Here is an 18989-nt window from a genome sequence, read left to right on the forward strand (position 1 = left end):
TTAGAACATCTTTTCAAGAGCCTGTCTGCCGGTCATCCCTTCCTCAACTGCGATATCAAGGGCTTTTTTGCTCACAGATTTCAGAGAAGCCTGCAGTACATCCTCAAAATTGTCCACTCCGCTTACCACAGCAGCCACATCTCCCAGCTTGTCTGCGGTTTCCATATTGAGATAACCACACATCACATAACCCTTTTCGGCTTTGATCAGGAGCAGGGAAGCGTTTTCAAATTCCCATTTGAGACCCTGTGCTGTACCATTTTCCAGTTTGATCTGTTCTATTATCATTTTGCTCACCCGGTTATTCAAGCTAAAGAGAAAAATATGATGTATTCCCGATATTGCCCCTCACAAAAGTAGTATTTTCTCCTTCTGAAACAGTAACGTTCTCCATTCCTGCTGTAGAATTTATCTCCACTGTATCGGCAAGTTCGATCACCACTTCTGAGTGATTCTGTCCCCTGAAGGTAAAGTTCGTGCCGGAATTGAGAACTGGTGCATCAAAAATATAGTCGACACTGTAACTGTTTTCTATCCTGTCTGTCTTGTTGATGTCACCCAGAGTTTCAAAATCCAGCTGTGCTGCGATATCTGTCACCTGGATATTTTCAGAGGAACCATTGATCTGTACATCCATCTCCTCTTCCAGTTCTCCTTTGAGGTAACTGCGCACTTTGACATCCATTTTCAATATTTCCCAGGCGTTGACAAGCCCGCTGTCGTCTCCCAGCTGTGAATCGATATAATCTCTGTAAAGAATGGCGGATGAATTTGTGTAACTTTCGTTGTAATTCCATTCCATGCTGTTGTTTTTGAGTATTATGTGATTGTTCCAGGTCATCTGGCCGGATGCGGGCATGATCAGGATAAGTAGCATCAGCAGGATAAGTATTGCAACCACAAGTTTACGCAAAACAGACACCTCAACGAGTAGTTATCTCGCATCCGTCTTCGGTTACAATCAGAGTATGCTCGGCCTGGGATACCATTCCTCCACCCACCTCTTTCAGTACTGGGAAGGAAGTGATGATTTCAGCCTTTTCAAGCTGCATCAGGGCAAGGTCTATTTTGGGAGAGGTCAGCCATCTTTTGGCAAAGGGGAGGGTGCTGTACTCTTTCACTTCCTTGAGCAGCTTGCGGGCGGCAGGCATACGTATGGGCTTTTTCTGTATGAACTGGTAGATTTCCGTGAAACTGCCATCTGAGATCTTACCCGCACCATCTGTCGCAAAGGGCTCGATGGCTATGATATCGCCTGCCTGAAGCTCCATCCCCTGTCCGATATGGCGATTGGGAATACTTGGCGGGGTATGTGCCTGATAACGTGCAAGACCGTGACCCGTGAGATTTGCAACCGGTTTGAATCCCTTGTCACGGATTGTATCCTCGATAACCGCTCCAATATCTGCAGTATTCACACCGTTTTTGACAGTATCTATGGCTGCATACAGTGCCTCTCTGGAAGCATCTGCCATATCCTTATTTCCTGAAAGGTCAACGGTCAGGGCGGCATCGGCAATATAGCCATCTACATGTACTCCCATATCCAGTTTGACTATATCCTTGCCAAAGACTTCCGTATCCCCTGCCATCGGAGTTGCATGGGCGGCTTCGTCATTACGTGAAAGATTGCAGGGGAAAGCGGGCTTGCCTCCAAGCTCCATTGTACGCTGTTCCACAAACTCGGCTACATCCAGCAGCTTTGCTCCTACCTTAATTTTATCCGCGGCTTCTCCCCGTACCTGTGACAGAATCTTACCGGCGGTTAGATATTTATCGAGAATCTCCTCAATTTCCTGAACTTTATCCTGCATGCTCATCACCTGTTATGATTCTGGAGATTAATGTTATACTACAAATTCCTTTTTAAAAGTGTTCAGGTTCTCGTAACCGTTCTCTGTAATCAGGACCAGGTCTTCCAGCCGTATCCCGCCGATCTGTGGGTAGTATAGCCCCGGCTCGATTGTAATGATATTGCCCGGCTGCAGGGGTATTTCCCTTAAACCGATCGAGGGTGCTTCATGCACTTCCAGTCCGACACCATGCCCTGTGGAATGGATGTAACCCTCACCTTTTTCAGCATCTGTGGAATATCCCCTTTCTTCGAACACATCACAGACCGCCTGATGCACATCATTTGCTGCGACACCGGGTTTGAGCATTCCCATAGCCTTTTCCTGGGTTGCAAGCACTGCATCGTACATCTGCTGTAATTGTTCTGTAGCTTCTCCCCTGGTAACGGTACGGGTCATGTCGCCGCAGTAGTGATGCAATTTATGCTGCGGGAAGATGTCGATCACAATGGGTTCGTTTGCCAGCAGCTGTCCCTCACCATGCCAGTGCGGATCGGCTGCACCCTTGCCACAGGCCACAATGGTTCCATGGGCCCGACAATCATGATCAAGCAGGGAGTGTTCAATAATCCTGCGTACCCTGGATGCTGTCAGGGGTTGACCTTCAAGGAAGAGTTTATTGTCATCGATCTCAGCGGTCCGGATGGTTTCAATGGCTGCCTGCATTGCCTCTTCGTTGGCCTGCTGGACCTGCCTGATAAGATTGACCTCCCCCTTTTCCTTGACCTCACGCAATTTTCGTAAGGGACTCTGGATCGGATTGACGGTAAAACCCATTTCCTTGAGCACCTGGGCAGTATAAATGGGAAAATCCCGGGGTACTGCTACATGCCGCACACCTTCCTTTTGCAGTAATTGGCCGATACATTCCCCGTAGGCCCTGCCCGGGTCGGCTGTTTCTTTGATGCGTTTTTTGTAATCACAGAAACTCAAAGGCACGATCTCCTCGATCCTGCTTTCCTTCTGGGCCCTGCCCTTTTCCATATCCGATATGAGCATCATTTCCCTGGAATTGCGGGTCTGGATGTAACAGAAAGGGTCGCCTGCAAGGAATTTCGTGGCAAAATAAAGATCGGCATTGGAAGAATCGGCAACAATGAGGTAGGCTTCACATCGGTTTTTTGCAAGGGCTGCAGTAACGTCCGGAAAATTGTTTGTCTGCTTCATGTACTGAAATTTGTACTGATGCTACATAAGGGTATCAGCGGAAAAAGAAAAAGAAAAAGAAAAAGCCCTTGAAACAGAGCTTTAACAATCCAAAACACAGGAAGGAGGTTGTAGAAGGGCCATTTTAGATTTTTCACTCACCCCCGATTGTAGCCGTGGCCCGAATAGAGCCGATACATCCTGTTGCGACGCACTTTCCCTTTATTGTCCAAAATGGCTGAAAAGACAATTGCCGGGTCAATATTTTTCCCTTGTTTGTACAGTACGACTTTCTCTATCATTTATTTCTCTCCCCAATTCTTGAGGTTTTAATCCCGGAGAGTAGATTGACAGGGAGATATTTATACTGCCGCAATTGGGCTATACATGTTAGGGGTTTGGGTAAGGATAATTGCAGAAGCAACAAATGTGTAATTGACCCTTTATGCAATGTTGGGTTTCCAGATTGTATCAAATTAGAAAAGTAAGGTGCCCAGATGAAAATCCCCTCGTTATTTCTGGTTTAACCATTTTTATGGTTGTTACAACACTCATAATGCGGAAAAGAAACTAAAGTGTAAAAGTGAGCGGGATAATCCTGCTCATAATATTTTCTTTTTGATTAGTGAATTTACTATAAAGCCAGCAACTTTATAAGTTGCAATAATCATCTAAAAATCAGATGAAAAAATCATCACAGATCAAATGAGATGTAAATGCTGTTCTGATATAAGGCTATATAGCCTGCTGCAAACCTATAAAGGATGGTTCTTTGTTCTTGTAACTGGCCTTTTGTTTCTATTTTATGTAATACCCCAGATCAATGAAATCAACAACTCCTACGAACAGGCTTTAAAAGCCAAAGAGGACGACAGTTCCATCTTTGAAACTGCTGCAAACCTTGTCACCTCTGTCGATGCGGATGGTATAATTGTTGACTGCAACAATCAGGTCCATAATATCCTGGGATACAAAAGAGAGGAAATCATAGGATATCCAATGGGAAAGCTAATTCATCCTGATTATCTGGACAAAGCTTCCCAATCCCTTCAGCAAATCCTTGAATACTAATTTACTGTTTGAAAATCAATTGTCTTTTCTTTTGTATCAGTTAGATTTGGATTCATCATCTTTTTATGGTCTGTATTTTGAATTAATGACAAATGTATTCGTCATTTTTATATAATTAAGTAGGATACAAATAATAGGTTTTTTTAGATTGGTAGTAGACATTTCAAGGAGATTATATGGTGGAAAAGTTAAAATTTGTGTTAATATTATTGCTGGCAATTACATTTTTTATATTTCCGGCGGGTGCTGAGAATCTGTATTCTGCTGAAGAAAAACAAATGCTGGATTTGATCAATGAAGAACGTGTCGAACAGGGGGTATCTCCTTTACAATTCAATTCTCTGTTAAATGAGGCGAGCAGTGCACATAGCAGGGAGATGATTGAAAATAATTATTTTGCTCATGATTCCTATGATGGCACATCTTACTGGCAGCGTCTGCAGGATTTTAATTATCAATCGAGCACAACAGCCGAAAATATCGCGATGACCGTTCCCTTTGATGTACAGAAAGCACATGAAAACCTAATGGATTCTCCGGGGCACAGGACTAATATCCTAAATCCAGATTATAATGAGATTGGTATTGGGATCTGGGTAGGTGATTATACCTATAATGGAGTTACCTATTCCAATACAGCAATGTTTACACAGGATTTTGGGTGGAGCGACTCTGCTGCAGCAGATGAAAAAGAGCCCCTTTCCATAGAAAGTTGCAGTCCACAGGATGATTTTTCTTCAGATTCTGGAAGTATGCAGGAATTTATTGTAACTGCAAATCGACCATGCAATATACGTTGGCTGATGGATGGGGTTGAGGTACAAGAGATCAACAACGAACAGACTTGCTCCTATACTACATCAAAATCTTCGCCTGGTACCTATGAGGTTAAGGTAATAGCCGATGATGGAGTTTCTACAGATTACAGGGAGTGGTCCTGGACTGTAGTAGTGGAAGAAACTGATTCCTCCTATCATGCTTACGACTTCAACCAGGATTGTGTGATAGATACCACTGAAGTGTCAAAAGCGATCGATGACTATTATGCCGGGAAATTAGATGTTGGGAACATTTCTCAAATAATTGATTACTGGTACCTTGGTTCTGATGGATATTGCTGATCTCTTAAAAAGAAAGAATGGATCTGATTAATCCATTCTCATTTTTCTTTCCTTCTCAAACCCATTGCACCAGCAAGCCCCAGCATTCCTATGATTAACAGGGGATTTGCCGTTGGCACGTCAAAATTGGGTTGCGAATCGTGTCCAAAGTAATGACTCATGTCCGAATCAGTTACATTGGGACCAATTGGTGGCACACCTACAGCCGTAGCAGTATTCTCATATTGGCCCAAACTTGCAGTTGAATTTCTGGTCAATACATAGGATTGCCCAGGCTGTAACAATGGAATCGTTCCAATCGATCCAAGTTCATCATCGGTCACTTCAATATCGGTCAGATTGACATTACCGGTATTGGTCACATTGAAGTCCCATACAACTTCATAGTTCAATCTGATGTATGGACCAGGTGCTTCATCTGCATCCTCTCCATTGGTAGATTTTTCAATATCAATACCAGGAATCACTTCAAACATTCCTGCATCGAAAGTCATATTGAAATCGGTTGTTTGAACGTCTATTTTCCCGGTCCTTCCCATAGCAGGATCAACGTCACTATCGTATTCATTGTCAGTACCCTGGTTTTCTGGACTGAAAATGTGGCCGGGCAGCAAATCGAATTCTATATAATACTCTCCGGCTGCAACACTGAAGTTATAGTATCCACTTGCGTTTGTTACTGTAGTTTCCAGGAGTGAGTCATCACTGAAGTTATATAGATAGACATTCACTCCTGCAATTCCTGGTTCGCCAGCTTCCTGAATTCCATTGTTATTTGCAGTATCATTCCACAGGAAATCCCCGATTGTTGGATTAACTCCAAAATAATGACTCGGATCTGAATCACTGACATTGGGCCCTGATGGAGGTGTACCTACTACAGTTGCATTGTTTGCATACTGTCCCAGGCCAGCAATTCCATTTGCTGTGAATTCCTGAGATTCACCAGGCTGTAACAATGGGATGGTTCCGATGTGTCCAAGTTTGTCATCGGTCACATTGACATCTGTCAAATTGTAATAACCGGTATTAGTCACATTGTAGGTCCATTCAACATTGTTTCCATTAAGTACCAGTGGACCAGTTTTGTTGTCAGCATCTTCTCCGTTGGTGTACTTCTCGATATCCACCATGGCATCTACTTCAATGAAAAGCAATTGTTTATGATCATCTGGGTCGCTGCCATAAGGATCAATCACTACAATAGCAATTTCATTGTCACCCGGACAAAATTCAGTCCCGTTTGCATGTGCATCATTGATAATATATTGAGATGCCGTTGTAAAATATCCTTGGTAATTTGGATTTGTATCTGTAAGATTCCAGATTGCAGCCTGGACTTCTTTCCAATTGTTGGTAGTTGAACTGAATTGAGAATCATAGGCTCCATCACGGTATCTGTTAATTACATAATTGACCTTATCCCACTGCTCATCGTCATTCGTGTAGTCAGGCATTGAGGAATTCTCACTGCAATAGATATTAGTATCATACAATATTTCAGGTGTAATGAACACACGACTGTCGGCACACCAGCCAGTCCATGTCCCATTACTTATATCGTAACCTGCAGGAACATCACTCAGTTGTAAATCAAAATAATTCCCATTACTACCAGGCACAGGGTTTGCTTCGACCGTGATTATCGCTGAAGGGATCTCTACTGGACAACATTCTTCTGCTTCTGTATTTTCTGCAGTTGCTATTGAAATTATTGCAAAAAGGATTGCAACTAATATAATTAGTTTTATTTTAAACTTCATACCGCCACCTCTATAGTATATTTCTTGCTGGCAGTATAAAGGATTACATGTACGAATGGTAAGAAAGAAAGTATAGAATCAATTATTTTCTTCAAAACCAGTTTTAGTAATATTTGTCCCCTGACAGGAAATAGTCTATCAACTGTGAGAGTTTATTGATGGAAAGATGGCCGGTAAAAAAGTCATCTATCCCTGCAGAAAGTTCTCCTATCTCGATTATGTAGTTCTGGTTTGCATCATATTCATTGTATTCAGGCGGGATTACGACCGGTTCCTCATATAGGGTAATTATCTCATTAATTTCGCCAGCGCTTAATTCAAATATCCCCGGTGGTATCGAATTAGTGGCATAAGTCTCTTCAAAGTAACCCTGTGTATCTGCCTTTATCGAGCTGGATGCATCAATGGTGAGGTTGACAGTTGATTCTCCATTCTCTGCCTGTCCATCAATTATAATATCATAATTTCCCGAAGGTACGTTTGATTGGGATACTGTTGCCACACCGGATTCAGCGTCTGCGCTCCTGGTAATCCAGAAAAGTATCTTTACCCGGACATTCAGGTCTTTAACGTTCTCGCCTTTCACCTGAAAAGTATTGGATCCATCGGGAATTTCAACATCATCTATCCTGTACTTGTAAGTGCCATCAGATACATTGACAGTTTGATTAAAAGAAACGGTTATATCGATCGATTCATCCGGTTGAGCAGTACCATTTATTTTTATGTCCTCTCCCACAACCGGATAATCGGGATATACGGATAGTTCTGTGACAGCAGCACTGGAGAGAGGTATTGCCACAGCAATCATAAGCAATGCGTATAGTATTGTTATAAAAACTCTAGCACCGCTTCCGTGTGATTTACCGTTAGATGCGATAGTATTCAACCCCTGATAGGTAGTAGGTTACAAATTCTGAAATTTCGACAATCGACAGATCCCCCACAAAGAAGTCGTCTATACATACACTAAGTTCTTCCATTTCAATAGTGTAATTCTCATTGATATCATAGGGATTGTACGGGGCAATGAAGACATCCTGCTGGCCGAATGCAACAAGACCTTCCCCGGATTTGTATACTCCTGTAAGCAGGACGTATTTATCTTCTGGCAGGTCGGTTGTGGTTATACTGAGACTGGTTTGGTCTGCCTCTACAGTTTTCATTATAATAGTCCCGTTATCAGGCCCTATCATTTCTATTATCTTATTCTGGGCATCATTGCGATCAATATTAGAAGAGTCAATTCCCAGAAGATTACATCCCTGGATCAGAGGGATCTCATTCACTGTCAGATTAGTGCTGTCCCTTGAACCATTACACTGCATTTCAATATCGGCTTTGTACACACTATCCTTTACAAGTACCGCACCATAGGTGTAACTGGTATCATTTGCAGCATTCAGCAGGCTGACATCCACATTTATATTCTTATCCAAATTAACAGCCGGGGATGCAGTTATTACTGAATCATATTCCAGTACTTCAAATCCTGTGGCAGAAAGGATGAAAGCATCGTATTCCTGCATTTGGCTGGTATTGAGCAGCATAAGGGCCATGTAATCCCCGGCTTGCAGATCATTACATGTAATTTCAAGATCCCCATTTCCATCAAGTTGTTCGTTCGGGTATTTTTTGTATGCATTTTCAGTCAGATCATGTATACTTGCAAGATCTGCATCTTTCAGGTTTTGATTAATGTCGCTGATAACTCCCCGGTTTACATTGATGATGTAGAGTTCAACATCATCATTGGCAAACATATCTGAACCATAAAACTCAAGCTCTACATCGTTCTGCCCGGGTATATCGGTGAACATTGAATGATTTGCAAAGGGATAGGTGACAGCATAATCGTCATCTGCATCCATGGTTATATTTATGGGTGTACTGCCATAATTGAAATCCGTTGCATTTATTCCCTGATAGGTAAAAGATATTGGATGCGGTAACCGGAATTCTTCTCCACCCTTAACAGCTATCCAGTTTCCCTCGGTGTCAGAACTTGTATGATTGGCAAATCCTATGCTTGCATCGTTAATTGTAATATTCCCTTCATAGGAATCCGCAACAGCAATACTTCCCAGTCCAATTAGCAACAAGGTAACTATGAATGTATAACAGAATGCTTTAAGCCCCTTTGATCTCATGCCCCTTCCCCGTATTTATATTAAGAATGATTTTAACACATTACTACCTTAGTTTCAATGTTCAACCATTGGTGAAGGATCCAGATATAAACATACGAACCATTTATCAGGACGTTTGGTAAGGGTTTCAGGGACAGGATGATCGATGCAGTGCCGAATAATCTCAAATACAGTTTTGTAGCCGGTCTGGGTCTGTTCATAACCTTTATCGGGCTTGTTAATGCAGGTATTGTATCGCTGGGCGTGGAAGGCTCTCCCCTGCATGTAGGTGCCCTGGATACAATGCCTGTGGCCCTTGCTGTACTGGGATTTCTTTTGATCAGCTTCCTGATGATCAAAAATGTTAGGGGTGCGATCCTGATAGGTATCATTGCCACAGCTCTTTTGGGCTTTGTGACAGGTGTTTCCCGGATGCCGGATTCGATGGTTAGCATGCCACCAAGTCTTGCACCCATTTTCCTGCAGCTGGATATTGTCGGGGCTTTATCGTGGGGTTTCTTTGCCGTGATCCTTACAATGTTCACCATGGATCTGATGGATACGATGGGTACCCTTGTGGGTGTATCCATGGAGGCCGGATACATGGATGAAGAGGGTAATCTTCCTGATATGGAGAAACCTTTCCTTGCAGACTCCCTGGCCACAGTATTCGCAGCAATTGTCGGAACCACTACCACAGGTGTCTATATCGAATCTGCTACCGGTATAAAAGAGGGAGGCAGGACCGGGCTTACTGTAATTGTGGTTGCACTTCTTTTCATGCTGGGCCTGTTCTTCTATCCGCTCTTTTCGGTAATCCCGGCAGCCGCCACAGCTCCTGCTTTGATAATTGTCGGTTTTCAGATGATGACATCAATAAGAAAGATAGATATGAATGATCTGACCGAGATGGTCCCTGCAATGGCGGTCATAATCCTGATGAGCTCTACCTATAATCTGGGAATTGGTCTGTGTGCAGGGTTTGTCCTGTTTCCCCTTTTTAAAGTGGTAAGTGGCAAGGGCAGCGAAGTCAAACCAATAGCCTGGGGATTGTTTGTCCTGTGCTCCCTGTTCTTTATATTCTATCCGTACTGAATATGAGTGAGGCTATAAACTAGATGATAAGGGTAGAGCACAATGAATTCGACTATAAATTCTAAACTGGAATCACTGGCAGAATATATCGAAATTCTCAAAGGCTATCAGGATTGCAGTATTGATGATATCGCTCAGGACCACACCCTTAGAGGAGCAGTGGAAAGATATCTGGAAGTTTCTCTCGAATGCATGATCGATATTGGAGAGATGATATTTTCCCGACAATCACTGAAAAAACCGGAATCCTATAAAGAAATTTTTATGATTTTGGGCGATAATGGTATTTTGCCCCAGGATTTTTCCAGGAAAATCTCCCCTGCAGCAGATTTTAGAGGCGAACTTCTGCACATGTATGCCGATATTGATATGGAAAAAGTGTATCTTTCTTTGCAAAACCATCCAGATGATCTGGAAAAGTTTGCACGCTACATTAACCTCTATCTTAAAAGAAGGGATTGAAGTATATGGCCACAATCCTTTAATATATACTACTCAGTAATATACTGTATGGTATATTTCTTCGATCGCAAATCTGAACTTTCACAACTTGAGGAGATCTATAATTCGCCTTCCTCCTCTCTTATTGTATTTTACGGAAGACGAAGGGTGGGAAAAACTGAACTTAGCAGGGAGTTTGTGAAGGACAAAGATCATCTGTATCTATTTGTAGAAACAAAAAGTGAAGAATTACTGCTCAATGATCTCGAACTGGAACTTGAAAGTATAACCGGTATACGTCCTCGACTGGAAAGTTTTGATGATTTTTTTACATTATTGTTTGGGTTGCAGGATAAACTGGTGGTCATACTGGATGAATTCCAGAATTTTGCAAAGGTCAACCCGGACTTTTTTTCTAAATTCCAAAAATACTGGGATATGAATCATCGCAATAGCTCACACATGTTCATCGTGATAGGCTCCTTTGTAGGTATGATGAAAAAACTCTTTGAAGAGAGCAAGGAACCGCTGTTTGGCAGGGCAACTTATATTTTCAATGTAAAGCCGTTTACCTTTGCTGATAGCTATACTTTTCTCAATGGGATCAACAATTTCGATATGGAAGAAGCAATGAAAACATATTTCATTTTGGGAGGGGTGCCCAAATATCTTCTCCTTGCAGCACAATTTAGTGATCCCGATGCTACAAGTGTTTTCAGGAAACTTTTTGTGGAAACTCAAATGCTTACTGAAGAGGCAAAAAACATACTGGTTCTGGAATTTGGCTCGCAGCATAAAGGTTATTTTTCTATCCTGGAGGCAGTTGCTGCAGGTAAGGCCACCCCATCTCATATTGCTGATTATACGGCAATGCCTGTGACATCAGTTGCAAAATACCTGAATGAGCTTGTATATAGGTATGAAATCGTCCAGAAAAAAGAACCTGTAATAGAAGGTAGTTCACGAAACGCTCGTTATTTTTTGCAGGACAAATTCTTCAATTTCTGGTTCCGGTTCATCTATAAACACTATGGAACCTTTGAGATAGATCCTGCTATGGCAGAAACTATTGTTTACAGAGACATAAACACCTATTTCGGATACGCTTTTGAAGATGTAGCCCGAGAATTACTTATCAAACTTAACAGGGAAGAGAAATTACCCCTGAGGTTCACTGGCATAGGAAACTGGTGGAAGAAGGATACGGAAATTGATCTGATTGGCTTTAATGAATCCAGTCGTGACAGCCTATTCTGTGAAGTGAAATGGAAGCATCTTTCTGAAAAAGAAGCCCTGCGCATAATCCAGGAACTAAAATCCAAGACTAAAAAGGTTAAAGGTACCTGGAATGAGCATTACTGTCTGATTGCCAAAAAGATTGAAGGTAAAAGTAATTTGGACTTTTTAGCCCTGGATTTGGATGATTTCGAAAATCACCTGTGTAAATAACACTCCCCAAAGATAACCTATAAATTCTTTCACGTTTCATGTTAATTCCATGAAAGCCATCGTTCTTGCCGCAGGGGAAGGTGTCAGATGTACACCTCTCACAAATACCCGTTCAAAGGTCATGTTACCGGTAGCCAATCGTCCCATCCTGGAATACGTAATATCCGCGCTTGTGGATAACGGGATCGAGGAGGTAGTGCTGGTTGTGGGTTATGAGAAGGAGAAGGTTATGAACTATTTTGGCGACGGCAATGATTTCGGGGCAATGATTACTTATGTGGACCAGACTTCACAATTGGGTACCGCTCATGCGATCAACCAGGCCATCCCTGCACTGGGGGAGGATAATGGATCCTTCCTGGTACTCAATGGGGATAACATCATTGAAAAAGAGACTATCAGTAAACTGATCGCAGATCATGCAGGGGATGCCACTGTACTCACCACTCCGAGGGAGACGGTATGCGGTTATGGAGTGGTCATGAGTGCTGCGGGAAAGGTAAAAGGCATCTTTGAAAAACCCAAACGCCAGATAAGTCATATGATAAATACCGGTATCTATGCCTTTAACCGGGATATTATTGCAGAGATAGAGAATACCGAGATCTCCGGGAGAGGGGAATATGAGATTACTCGTACCCTGCAGAATATGGTGAAAAAGGATCGTGATGTCAGGGTCACTGTAACTAAGAACCTGTGGATGGATTCGGTGTATGCCTGGGATCTGCTTGATATCAATGCCAGATTACTGGCAAACTGTGGATCAAATTTCAGTGATACTTCCGTGATTGATGATTCCGCTACCCTGATAGGGAATGTGGAGATCGGGGATAATACGGTTATCAGGGCCGGGTCATATATTGTGGGACCGGTCAAGATCGGGGATAATTGTGATATCGGACCACAGGTGACCATATTGCCTTCCACCAGTATAGGGAATAATGTTTCGTTGGGGCCCTTTTCCGATATCCAGAACAGTATCCTGATGGATAATGTACGTGTGGAATCTCACAGTCATATCTCTGAAAGTATTATAGGGTTTAACTGTAATTTAGGTCCCTACTCCATCTGTGAAGCGGACAACGATGTGAATATCGAGATCGAAAATGAACTTGTGTCTGTGGAAAAAAGCGGCGTGGTTATCGGAGATGACTGTAAATTTGGTTCAAGGACTCTTACTGAGGCAGGCACCCTTGTGGGCAATAACTGTTCCGTGAGATCAGGAACAAAAGTGGACAGGCATCTGCCTGCAAATTCCACGGTACTGTGAGGTGTATCGGATGTGTGGAATTGTAGGATATGTGGGACGTGAGGCAGCGTGTCCTTTGCTAATGGATTGCCTGCGCCGGCTGGAGTACAGGGGTTATGATTCTGCCGGGTTGAGTGTCCTGAATGGTGATCTGCAGACCTATAAAGCCGCTGGCAGTATCGATAATCTTGCAGAGGTCTTGCCTGAGGAAATTGAAGGCAATATAGGTATCGGGCATACACGCTGGGCCACACACGGGATACCCAATGATGTCAATGCTCATCCGCACTGTTCTTCGGAGATCGTGGTCGTGCACAACGGGATAATTGAGAATTACCTCAAACTTAAAGAGTGGCTGGAAGAGCAGGGTTATGAATTCGTATCGGACACCGATACCGAAGTGATTGCCCATCTGGTGCATTTTTACAGTAATTCCCTGGACCTGTTCGAGGCGGTACGCAAAAGTATGGCAATGCTGGAAGGCTCCTACGCGATCGCGGTCATGAGTAAGAATAATCCGGATACATTGATCGCTGCCAGGAAAGACAGTCCCCTGATAGTGGGTCTGGGGGACAATGCATTTTTCACGTCCTCTGATGCCACGGCTTTTGTGGCCCATACACGTGATGTTATTTTTGTGGATGACAGGGAAATCGTGAAAATCACTCCTGAAAAGGTAGAGTTCTATGATATGGAAGGCCAATTGCTGGAAAAGCAGGTTTCCACAATTGACTGGGATGTGGAGATGGCAGAAAAGAGTGGTTATGCCCATTTCATGCTCAAGGAGATCCATGAGCAGACACGTTCCCTCCAGAAGACTTTTGCCGGCAAGTTATCAGAACTTGAAGGTAATGTTCAATTACCTGAGCTGAAACTTACAGATGACCATCTCAGAAATATTGGCAGGGTGGAAATAATTGCCTGTGGCACGTCCTGGAATGCGGGATTGTTCGGGAAATACCTGCTGGAGAGCCTGGCCGGGATGCATACAGATGTCAGTGCCGCTTCGGAGTTTCGCTACCGGGATCCGGTGATGGATTGCAATACCCTTACCATTGCAATCACCCAGTCCGGGGAGACGGCCGATACCCTGGCTGCGATCAGGAACGTGGTACAGTATGAATCAAGTACCATCGCGATAACCAATGTGGTGGGCAGCACCATTACCCGGGAGGCCGAAAATGTAGTTTATACCCATGCCGGGCCTGAGATCGGAGTGGCTGCGACCAAGACGTTCACGGCTCAATTGATTGTTCTTTACATGCTGGCAATCTATATGGGCAGACGACGTAACTATCTCCTGCCGGATGAGGGTAAGGATGTCATCAAGGCGCTCAGGGAATTACCCGGACATGTGCAGCAGGTATTGAACCAGAGGGATATTATACGCAAGCATGCAGCACAGTATGCTGATCGTCGAGACTATTATTTCATTGGCAGAGGGCTCAATTACCCGGCAGCCTTAGAAGCTGCACTCAAACTCAAGGAAATATCCTATATCCATGCGGAAGGGTATGCTGCCGGTGAATTGAAACACGGACCCCTGGCACTGCTGGAGAACGGCACGCCTGTGGTGGCGATCGTTACAAAGAATCGTACCTATGAAAAAATGCTGAGCAATATCAAGGAAGTCAAGGCACGTGGAGCCGAGGTTATTGCAGTGGCCGATCAAGGAGATCGGGAGATAGGCAAGTATGCCGATATTGTAATCCCGGTCCCTGCTACCAATCCCCTGCTATCACCTGTCCTGTCCTCGGTGGCTTTGCAGCTGCTTGCCTATTATACCGCCCTGGAAAAGGGTTGTGAGATAGATAAACCGCGCAATCTGGCCAAAAGTGTGACTGTGGAATGAAGGAGTGTGTATTTTGAAACTTTTCGGATCATCGGGAATCAGGGGGCCGGCCAATAAGGTAATCGGTCCCGAACTGGCATTGAATGTGGGTATGGCTGTGGGTACAATCGCCGATTCGGTTGTGATCGGTAAGGATCCGCGTATCGCTGCGGATATGATCGAGCAGGCTTTGATCGCAGGCTTGTCTGCCACTGGCTGTGAAGTTACCCTGGGGGGTTTGATGAGTACACCCACTCTGGCTTTTGCCACTGCGGATTATGATTACGGGATTATGATCACGGCATCACATAATCCTGCAGAGGATGTGGGGATCAAATTATGGAATCCCGATGGTATGGCTTTTGATTCGCAGCAGCAAGAACGGATTGAACATATTATTGAGAATAACGCGTATGCAACCGTTGCCTGGAATGAAGTGGGAGATGTGAAGTATAAGGAAGGTTTTGTTGAGCGGCATTGCAGAGCGATTTTGAGCAAAACAGATACCAGTCACAAACGTGTGGTCGTGGATTGTGGTTGCGGGGCTGGAAGTACGATCACTCCTTATCTACTCCGGAAACTGGGTTGCGAGGTTATTACATTGAACTGCCAGCCGGATGGATATTTCCCGGCACGTAGTCCCGAACCTGTGGAAAAAAACCTGGGTCAACTTATCAAGGCAGTGGTTGCGTTTGAAGCGGATATCGGGATTGCGCATGACGGTGATGCGGATCGGATGATGGTTGTGGATGAACAGGGTAATTTTGTCTCGGGAGATGAATTGCTTGCCCTGTTTGCCCTGCAGGATAAACAGGAAAAAGTTGTGGTGCCTGTGGATACTTCCATGATAGTGGATGATGTGCTTGGGGACACCGAGGTGCTGCGCTGCAGGGTTGGGGATGTATATGTGGCAGAACAGATCAAGGCTTCAGGCGCTTATTTTGGAGGCGAGCCTTCAGGCAGCTGGATTTTCCCGGACGTGTCGTATTGCCCCGATGGTATCTATGCAGCAGCCTGCATTGTGAATTTGATCGCAGACAGCCCGTTATCAAAGATGGTTGCGGATCTGCCTCATTATCCTACCCTCAGGGGTACGATCGAATGTCCTGAGGACAGGAAGGAACAGGCGATGCAGCAGATCAAACGATCCCTGGAAATGATGGGTGATGTTACTACCATTGATGGAGTTCGGGTCGATCTGGAGGATGGCTGGGTGCTTGTGCGGCCTTCAGGTACCGAATCCAAGATCCGGATCACGGCGGAGGCCAGGAAGGATGTGGATGATTTGTTTGATAGAGTTGCAAGTATTGCAAGGGGTGCAATACAGTGAAAGCGGTTATTCTGGCAGCGGGGCAGGGGACAAGAATGCGTCCTTTAACGGACAGGCGACCCAAGGTAATGCTGCCCATCGGGAACAAACCCATATTTGAACATATCATTGATGAGGCTGTGGCTGCAGGTATCCGGGAATTTGTGATAGTTACCGGTTATATGGAAAATTCTATCCGGGAATATTTCGGGAACGGTTCGCAGAAAAATGTGAGTATCGAGTATGTTCTCCAGGAAGAACAGAACGGGACGGGACATGCCATCGGCTGTGCTGAAGAGTATGTGGATGACAGTTTCATTGTGCTTAACGGGGATATGCTGATAAGTTCTGTCCAGATTAAAAATTTGATTGGCAGGGCGGAAGATGCAGTATTGACAGTTAAGGAAGTGGAGGATCCCTGTAATTTTGGAGTTATTTGTACTGCCGGGGAACAAGTGACCCAAATTGTGGAAAAACCCGAAAACCCTCCGACCAATCTGGCCAATGCGGGAATCTATCTGTTTCCCCAATCAATTTTTGATTATATCCGTAAAACTCCTGAATCACCTCGCGGGGAGATTGAAATTACAGATTCCATACAGATGCTGATCGATTCCGGTGCCATTGTGGGTTATGAATTGTTCAGGGACGCATGGATCGATATCGGCAGACCCTGGGATCTGCTCACTGCCAACAAGTATGTGTTGGCCGGGTTTACCGGCAATATTGAGGCAGAAGTGGAACCCAATGCTACCTTAAAGGGAGAGGTGGTCGTGGGGGAAGGTACGGTTATCCGTAATGGTGCCTACATCATCGGTCCTGTGATCATTGGAAAGAACTGCGATATAGGACCGAACTGTTTTATCCGGCCGTCCACTGCCATCGGGGATAATGTGCGTATCGGTAATGCCGTAGAAATCAAGAATTGTGTGGTAATGGATAATACCAATATCGGACACCTGAGTTATGTGGGCGATAGCGTGATCGGCCGGGATTGTAATTTCGGAGCCGGGACCAAGGTTGCCAATCTCAGGCATGACGGGCGCACTATCCGGGTTATGGTTAAAGGGGAAAAGGTGGATTCAGGTAGGCGCAAACTCGGAGTTATAATGGGGGATGATGTGCATACGGGGATCAATACCTGTATCAATGTGGGGTGTGTGCTTAAAACGGGTAGGTGTACGGGACTGGGGGAAGTTGTGAAGTAAGTGATCAAAAAGGGGAGATGATATTCAATTCACATCGGCCAATATGTTTTTTTTGATCCATATGCGAAAAACATTATCAACTATTCCATATGTTCCTTTTTTAGTTTTTCTAACTGTCATCGTATTATACAAATCCTTCATGGAAGTTGTCAATGAATAAGCAGGGGTATCCATATCTCTGGCAATTTCGCTGATTCTTCTTGTTTTCTGTTTCGATAGATTTTTCAGGATGTCCTGCTGTTGTCTGCTAAATTTACTGGAATATCTGAACTCAAATTCACTGTCAAATTCATTGAGCATTGAAGAAAACGCAGAATCTACTTGTTTGTCATCGATAAAATTTCTCTTCTCCAGAACAGCCATTTGATAAAGAATGAATCCAAGCTTTTGGAAATAGAATGGGAAACCATCGGTATATTCATATATCTTATCAAGGGCTTTATCTGAGATTTCTATATCTTCAATCGCGAGTCTGGACCTTATATACTTGTTTACATCATCTTTTTTAATCGGATCGAGCTGTATTCTAGCGGCCATTAAGTATAACGGAGAATCTGGAGTAAGGAATACTTCATGTAGCAAAGATATGGATGAGCCTGAAAATATGTATCTGACACGTGGTTGTTTGTCCATATGGCTTTTTAACAAATTGAATATATTGTCTCTGAATTTACTTAATTCCTGGAATTCATCAAAAGCAATAACGATGGGATATTGTACCTCATCTGCAAACTGTTCTATAAATTCGAAGGTTTCCGCCATGAGCTCCTGGTCACCAATTTCGTCTTCGCGAAACCGGAGATATACATTACCTATATGTTCAATACTGCCCCCGATTTCGGTGATTGACCGCGTAGCTGCACTAATTTTCCCTTTGAATATGTATGAGAATTTTTGAGAAATTCCCTTTATTTTGCTTTTTTCTTCATGTGCCTTGATTAGTGCATTTGTAGTTAGTCGAAAAAAATCGGCATAATCAGTGATTTGACGACAGTTTACTGATGTAAAAACCACTTCTTTTTGTACACTCTTTTTGAGGTTTTTTAGCAGAGAACTTTTGCCTATTCTACGTGGGCCAATTATCACATTATTTTGTGCAGAAGTTGTGATGTCAAGTTTGATTTTTTCGACGATTTCATCTCGACCGATGAAGAAAGGTGGCTCTACTTCTCCTCCCACCATGAATATTTGATCCGCCATAGTTTATAGTTGGATTTGACTATATTTAAATCTGACTACTTTTTTGAGATTGCAGGTATTGCCGGTCAAAATCTTCCTTTGAGGGTGGAAGGTTGTTGACAAAATGTACTTATTATGACCTATT

General features: G+C 43.7%; 18 protein-coding genes. 9 read left to right on the top strand and 9 right to left on the bottom strand.

Annotated features, from left to right (window positions below; genetic code table 11):
• From EFE42_RS00345 to EFE42_RS10415, 5 genes are all read right to left on the bottom strand, one after another.
• Positions 1-288, bottom strand: coding sequence for a YunC family protein (locus EFE42_RS00345; protein ID WP_123135365.1), 288 nt, complete (start codon positions 286-288; stop codon positions 1-3).
• Between the two features lie 22 nt (positions 289-310).
• On the bottom strand, positions 311-913 hold the full coding sequence (locus EFE42_RS00350) for a hypothetical protein (protein ID WP_123135366.1): 603 nt from the start codon (positions 911-913) through the stop codon (positions 311-313).
• 10 nt (positions 914-923) lie between these two features.
• Positions 924-1814 (bottom strand): type II methionyl aminopeptidase, encoded by an 891-nt coding sequence (gene map / locus EFE42_RS00355; protein ID WP_123135367.1) that lies wholly within the window; start codon positions 1812-1814, stop codon positions 924-926.
• Positions 1815-1847: 33 nt separating this feature from the next.
• Positions 1848-3020: a Xaa-Pro peptidase family protein gene (locus EFE42_RS00360; protein WP_123135368.1), complete on the bottom strand. Its 1173-nt coding sequence runs from the start codon at positions 3018-3020 to the stop codon at positions 1848-1850.
• Positions 3021-3157: 137 nt separating this feature from the next.
• Positions 3158-3301, bottom strand: coding sequence for a hypothetical protein (locus EFE42_RS10415; protein WP_158599145.1), 144 nt, complete (start codon positions 3299-3301; stop codon positions 3158-3160).
• A 403-nt stretch (positions 3302-3704) separates the two neighbouring features.
• Between EFE42_RS10415 and EFE42_RS00365 the strand changes: the two genes are divergently transcribed.
• Together EFE42_RS00365 and EFE42_RS00370 are read left to right on the top strand one after the other, a co-directional pair.
• Positions 3705-4070, top strand: coding sequence for a PAS domain-containing protein (locus EFE42_RS00365; RefSeq protein WP_123135369.1), 366 nt, complete (start codon positions 3705-3707; stop codon positions 4068-4070).
• A gap of 176 nt (positions 4071-4246) precedes the next feature.
• Positions 4247-5191, top strand: coding sequence for a CAP domain-containing protein (locus EFE42_RS00370; protein WP_123135370.1), 945 nt, complete (start codon positions 4247-4249; stop codon positions 5189-5191).
• 38 nt (positions 5192-5229) lie between these two features.
• Here EFE42_RS00370 and EFE42_RS00375 read toward each other — a convergent pair whose 3' ends face one another.
• From EFE42_RS00375 to EFE42_RS00385, 3 genes are all read right to left on the bottom strand, one after another.
• Positions 5230-6954 (bottom strand): SdrD B-like domain-containing protein, encoded by a 1725-nt coding sequence (locus tag EFE42_RS00375; RefSeq protein ID WP_123135601.1) that lies wholly within the window; start codon positions 6952-6954, stop codon positions 5230-5232.
• A 103-nt stretch (positions 6955-7057) separates the two neighbouring features.
• Positions 7058-7765, bottom strand: coding sequence for a hypothetical protein (locus EFE42_RS00380; RefSeq protein ID WP_123135371.1), 708 nt, complete (start codon positions 7763-7765; stop codon positions 7058-7060).
• 58 nt (positions 7766-7823) lie between these two features.
• Positions 7824-9104, bottom strand: a complete 1281-nt coding sequence (locus EFE42_RS00385; RefSeq protein WP_123135372.1) for a TIGR04279 domain-containing protein — start codon at positions 9102-9104, stop codon at positions 7824-7826.
• A 105-nt stretch (positions 9105-9209) separates the two neighbouring features.
• Between EFE42_RS00385 and EFE42_RS00390 the strand changes: the two genes are divergently transcribed.
• From EFE42_RS00390 to glmU (EFE42_RS00420), 7 genes are read left to right on the top strand one after another with little or no spacing between them, the layout of a single operon-like run.
• Positions 9210-10178 carry an NCS2 family permease gene (locus EFE42_RS00390; protein ID WP_255419043.1) on the top strand — a complete coding sequence of 323 codons (969 nt, stop codon included), beginning with the start codon at positions 9210-9212 and terminating at the stop codon, positions 10176-10178.
• A 42-nt stretch (positions 10179-10220) separates the two neighbouring features.
• Positions 10221-10640 (top strand): DUF86 domain-containing protein, encoded by a 420-nt coding sequence (locus EFE42_RS00395; protein WP_123135373.1) that lies wholly within the window; start codon positions 10221-10223, stop codon positions 10638-10640.
• A gap of 48 nt (positions 10641-10688) precedes the next feature.
• Positions 10689-12068: an ATP-binding protein gene (locus EFE42_RS00400; protein WP_123135374.1), complete on the top strand. Its 1380-nt coding sequence runs from the start codon at positions 10689-10691 to the stop codon at positions 12066-12068.
• A gap of 49 nt (positions 12069-12117) precedes the next feature.
• Positions 12118-13338, top strand: a complete 1221-nt coding sequence (gene glmU, locus EFE42_RS00405) for a bifunctional sugar-1-phosphate nucleotidylyltransferase/acetyltransferase (protein WP_123135375.1) — start codon at positions 12118-12120, stop codon at positions 13336-13338.
• Positions 13339-13348: 10 nt separating this feature from the next.
• The gene (gene glmS, locus EFE42_RS00410; RefSeq protein WP_123135376.1) at positions 13349-15169 is read left to right on the top strand and encodes a glutamine--fructose-6-phosphate transaminase (isomerizing); all 1821 of its coding nucleotides are present in this window, start codon (positions 13349-13351) and stop codon (positions 15167-15169) included.
• A 13-nt stretch (positions 15170-15182) separates the two neighbouring features.
• Positions 15183-16478: a phosphoglucosamine mutase gene (gene glmM / locus EFE42_RS00415; protein ID WP_123135377.1), complete on the top strand. Its 1296-nt coding sequence runs from the start codon at positions 15183-15185 to the stop codon at positions 16476-16478.
• Complete coding sequence (glmU, locus tag EFE42_RS00420) at positions 16475-17665, top strand: bifunctional sugar-1-phosphate nucleotidylyltransferase/acetyltransferase (protein ID WP_123135378.1); 1191 nt, start codon at positions 16475-16477, stop codon at positions 17663-17665. The genes glmM and glmU (EFE42_RS00420) overlap by 4 nt, the downstream gene beginning before the upstream one ends.
• Positions 17666-17689: 24 nt before the next feature.
• Here glmU (EFE42_RS00420) and EFE42_RS00425 read toward each other — a convergent pair whose 3' ends face one another.
• Positions 17690-18865 carry an ATP-binding protein gene (locus EFE42_RS00425; RefSeq protein ID WP_123135379.1) on the bottom strand — a complete coding sequence of 392 codons (1176 nt, stop codon included), beginning with the start codon at positions 18863-18865 and terminating at the stop codon, positions 17690-17692.
• Positions 18866-18989 lie beyond the last annotated feature (124 nt).

The sequence above is a fragment of the Methanohalophilus sp. RSK genome, from assembly GCF_003722075.1.
Taxonomy (GTDB): Archaea; Halobacteriota; Methanosarcinia; order Methanosarcinales; family Methanosarcinaceae; genus Methanohalophilus.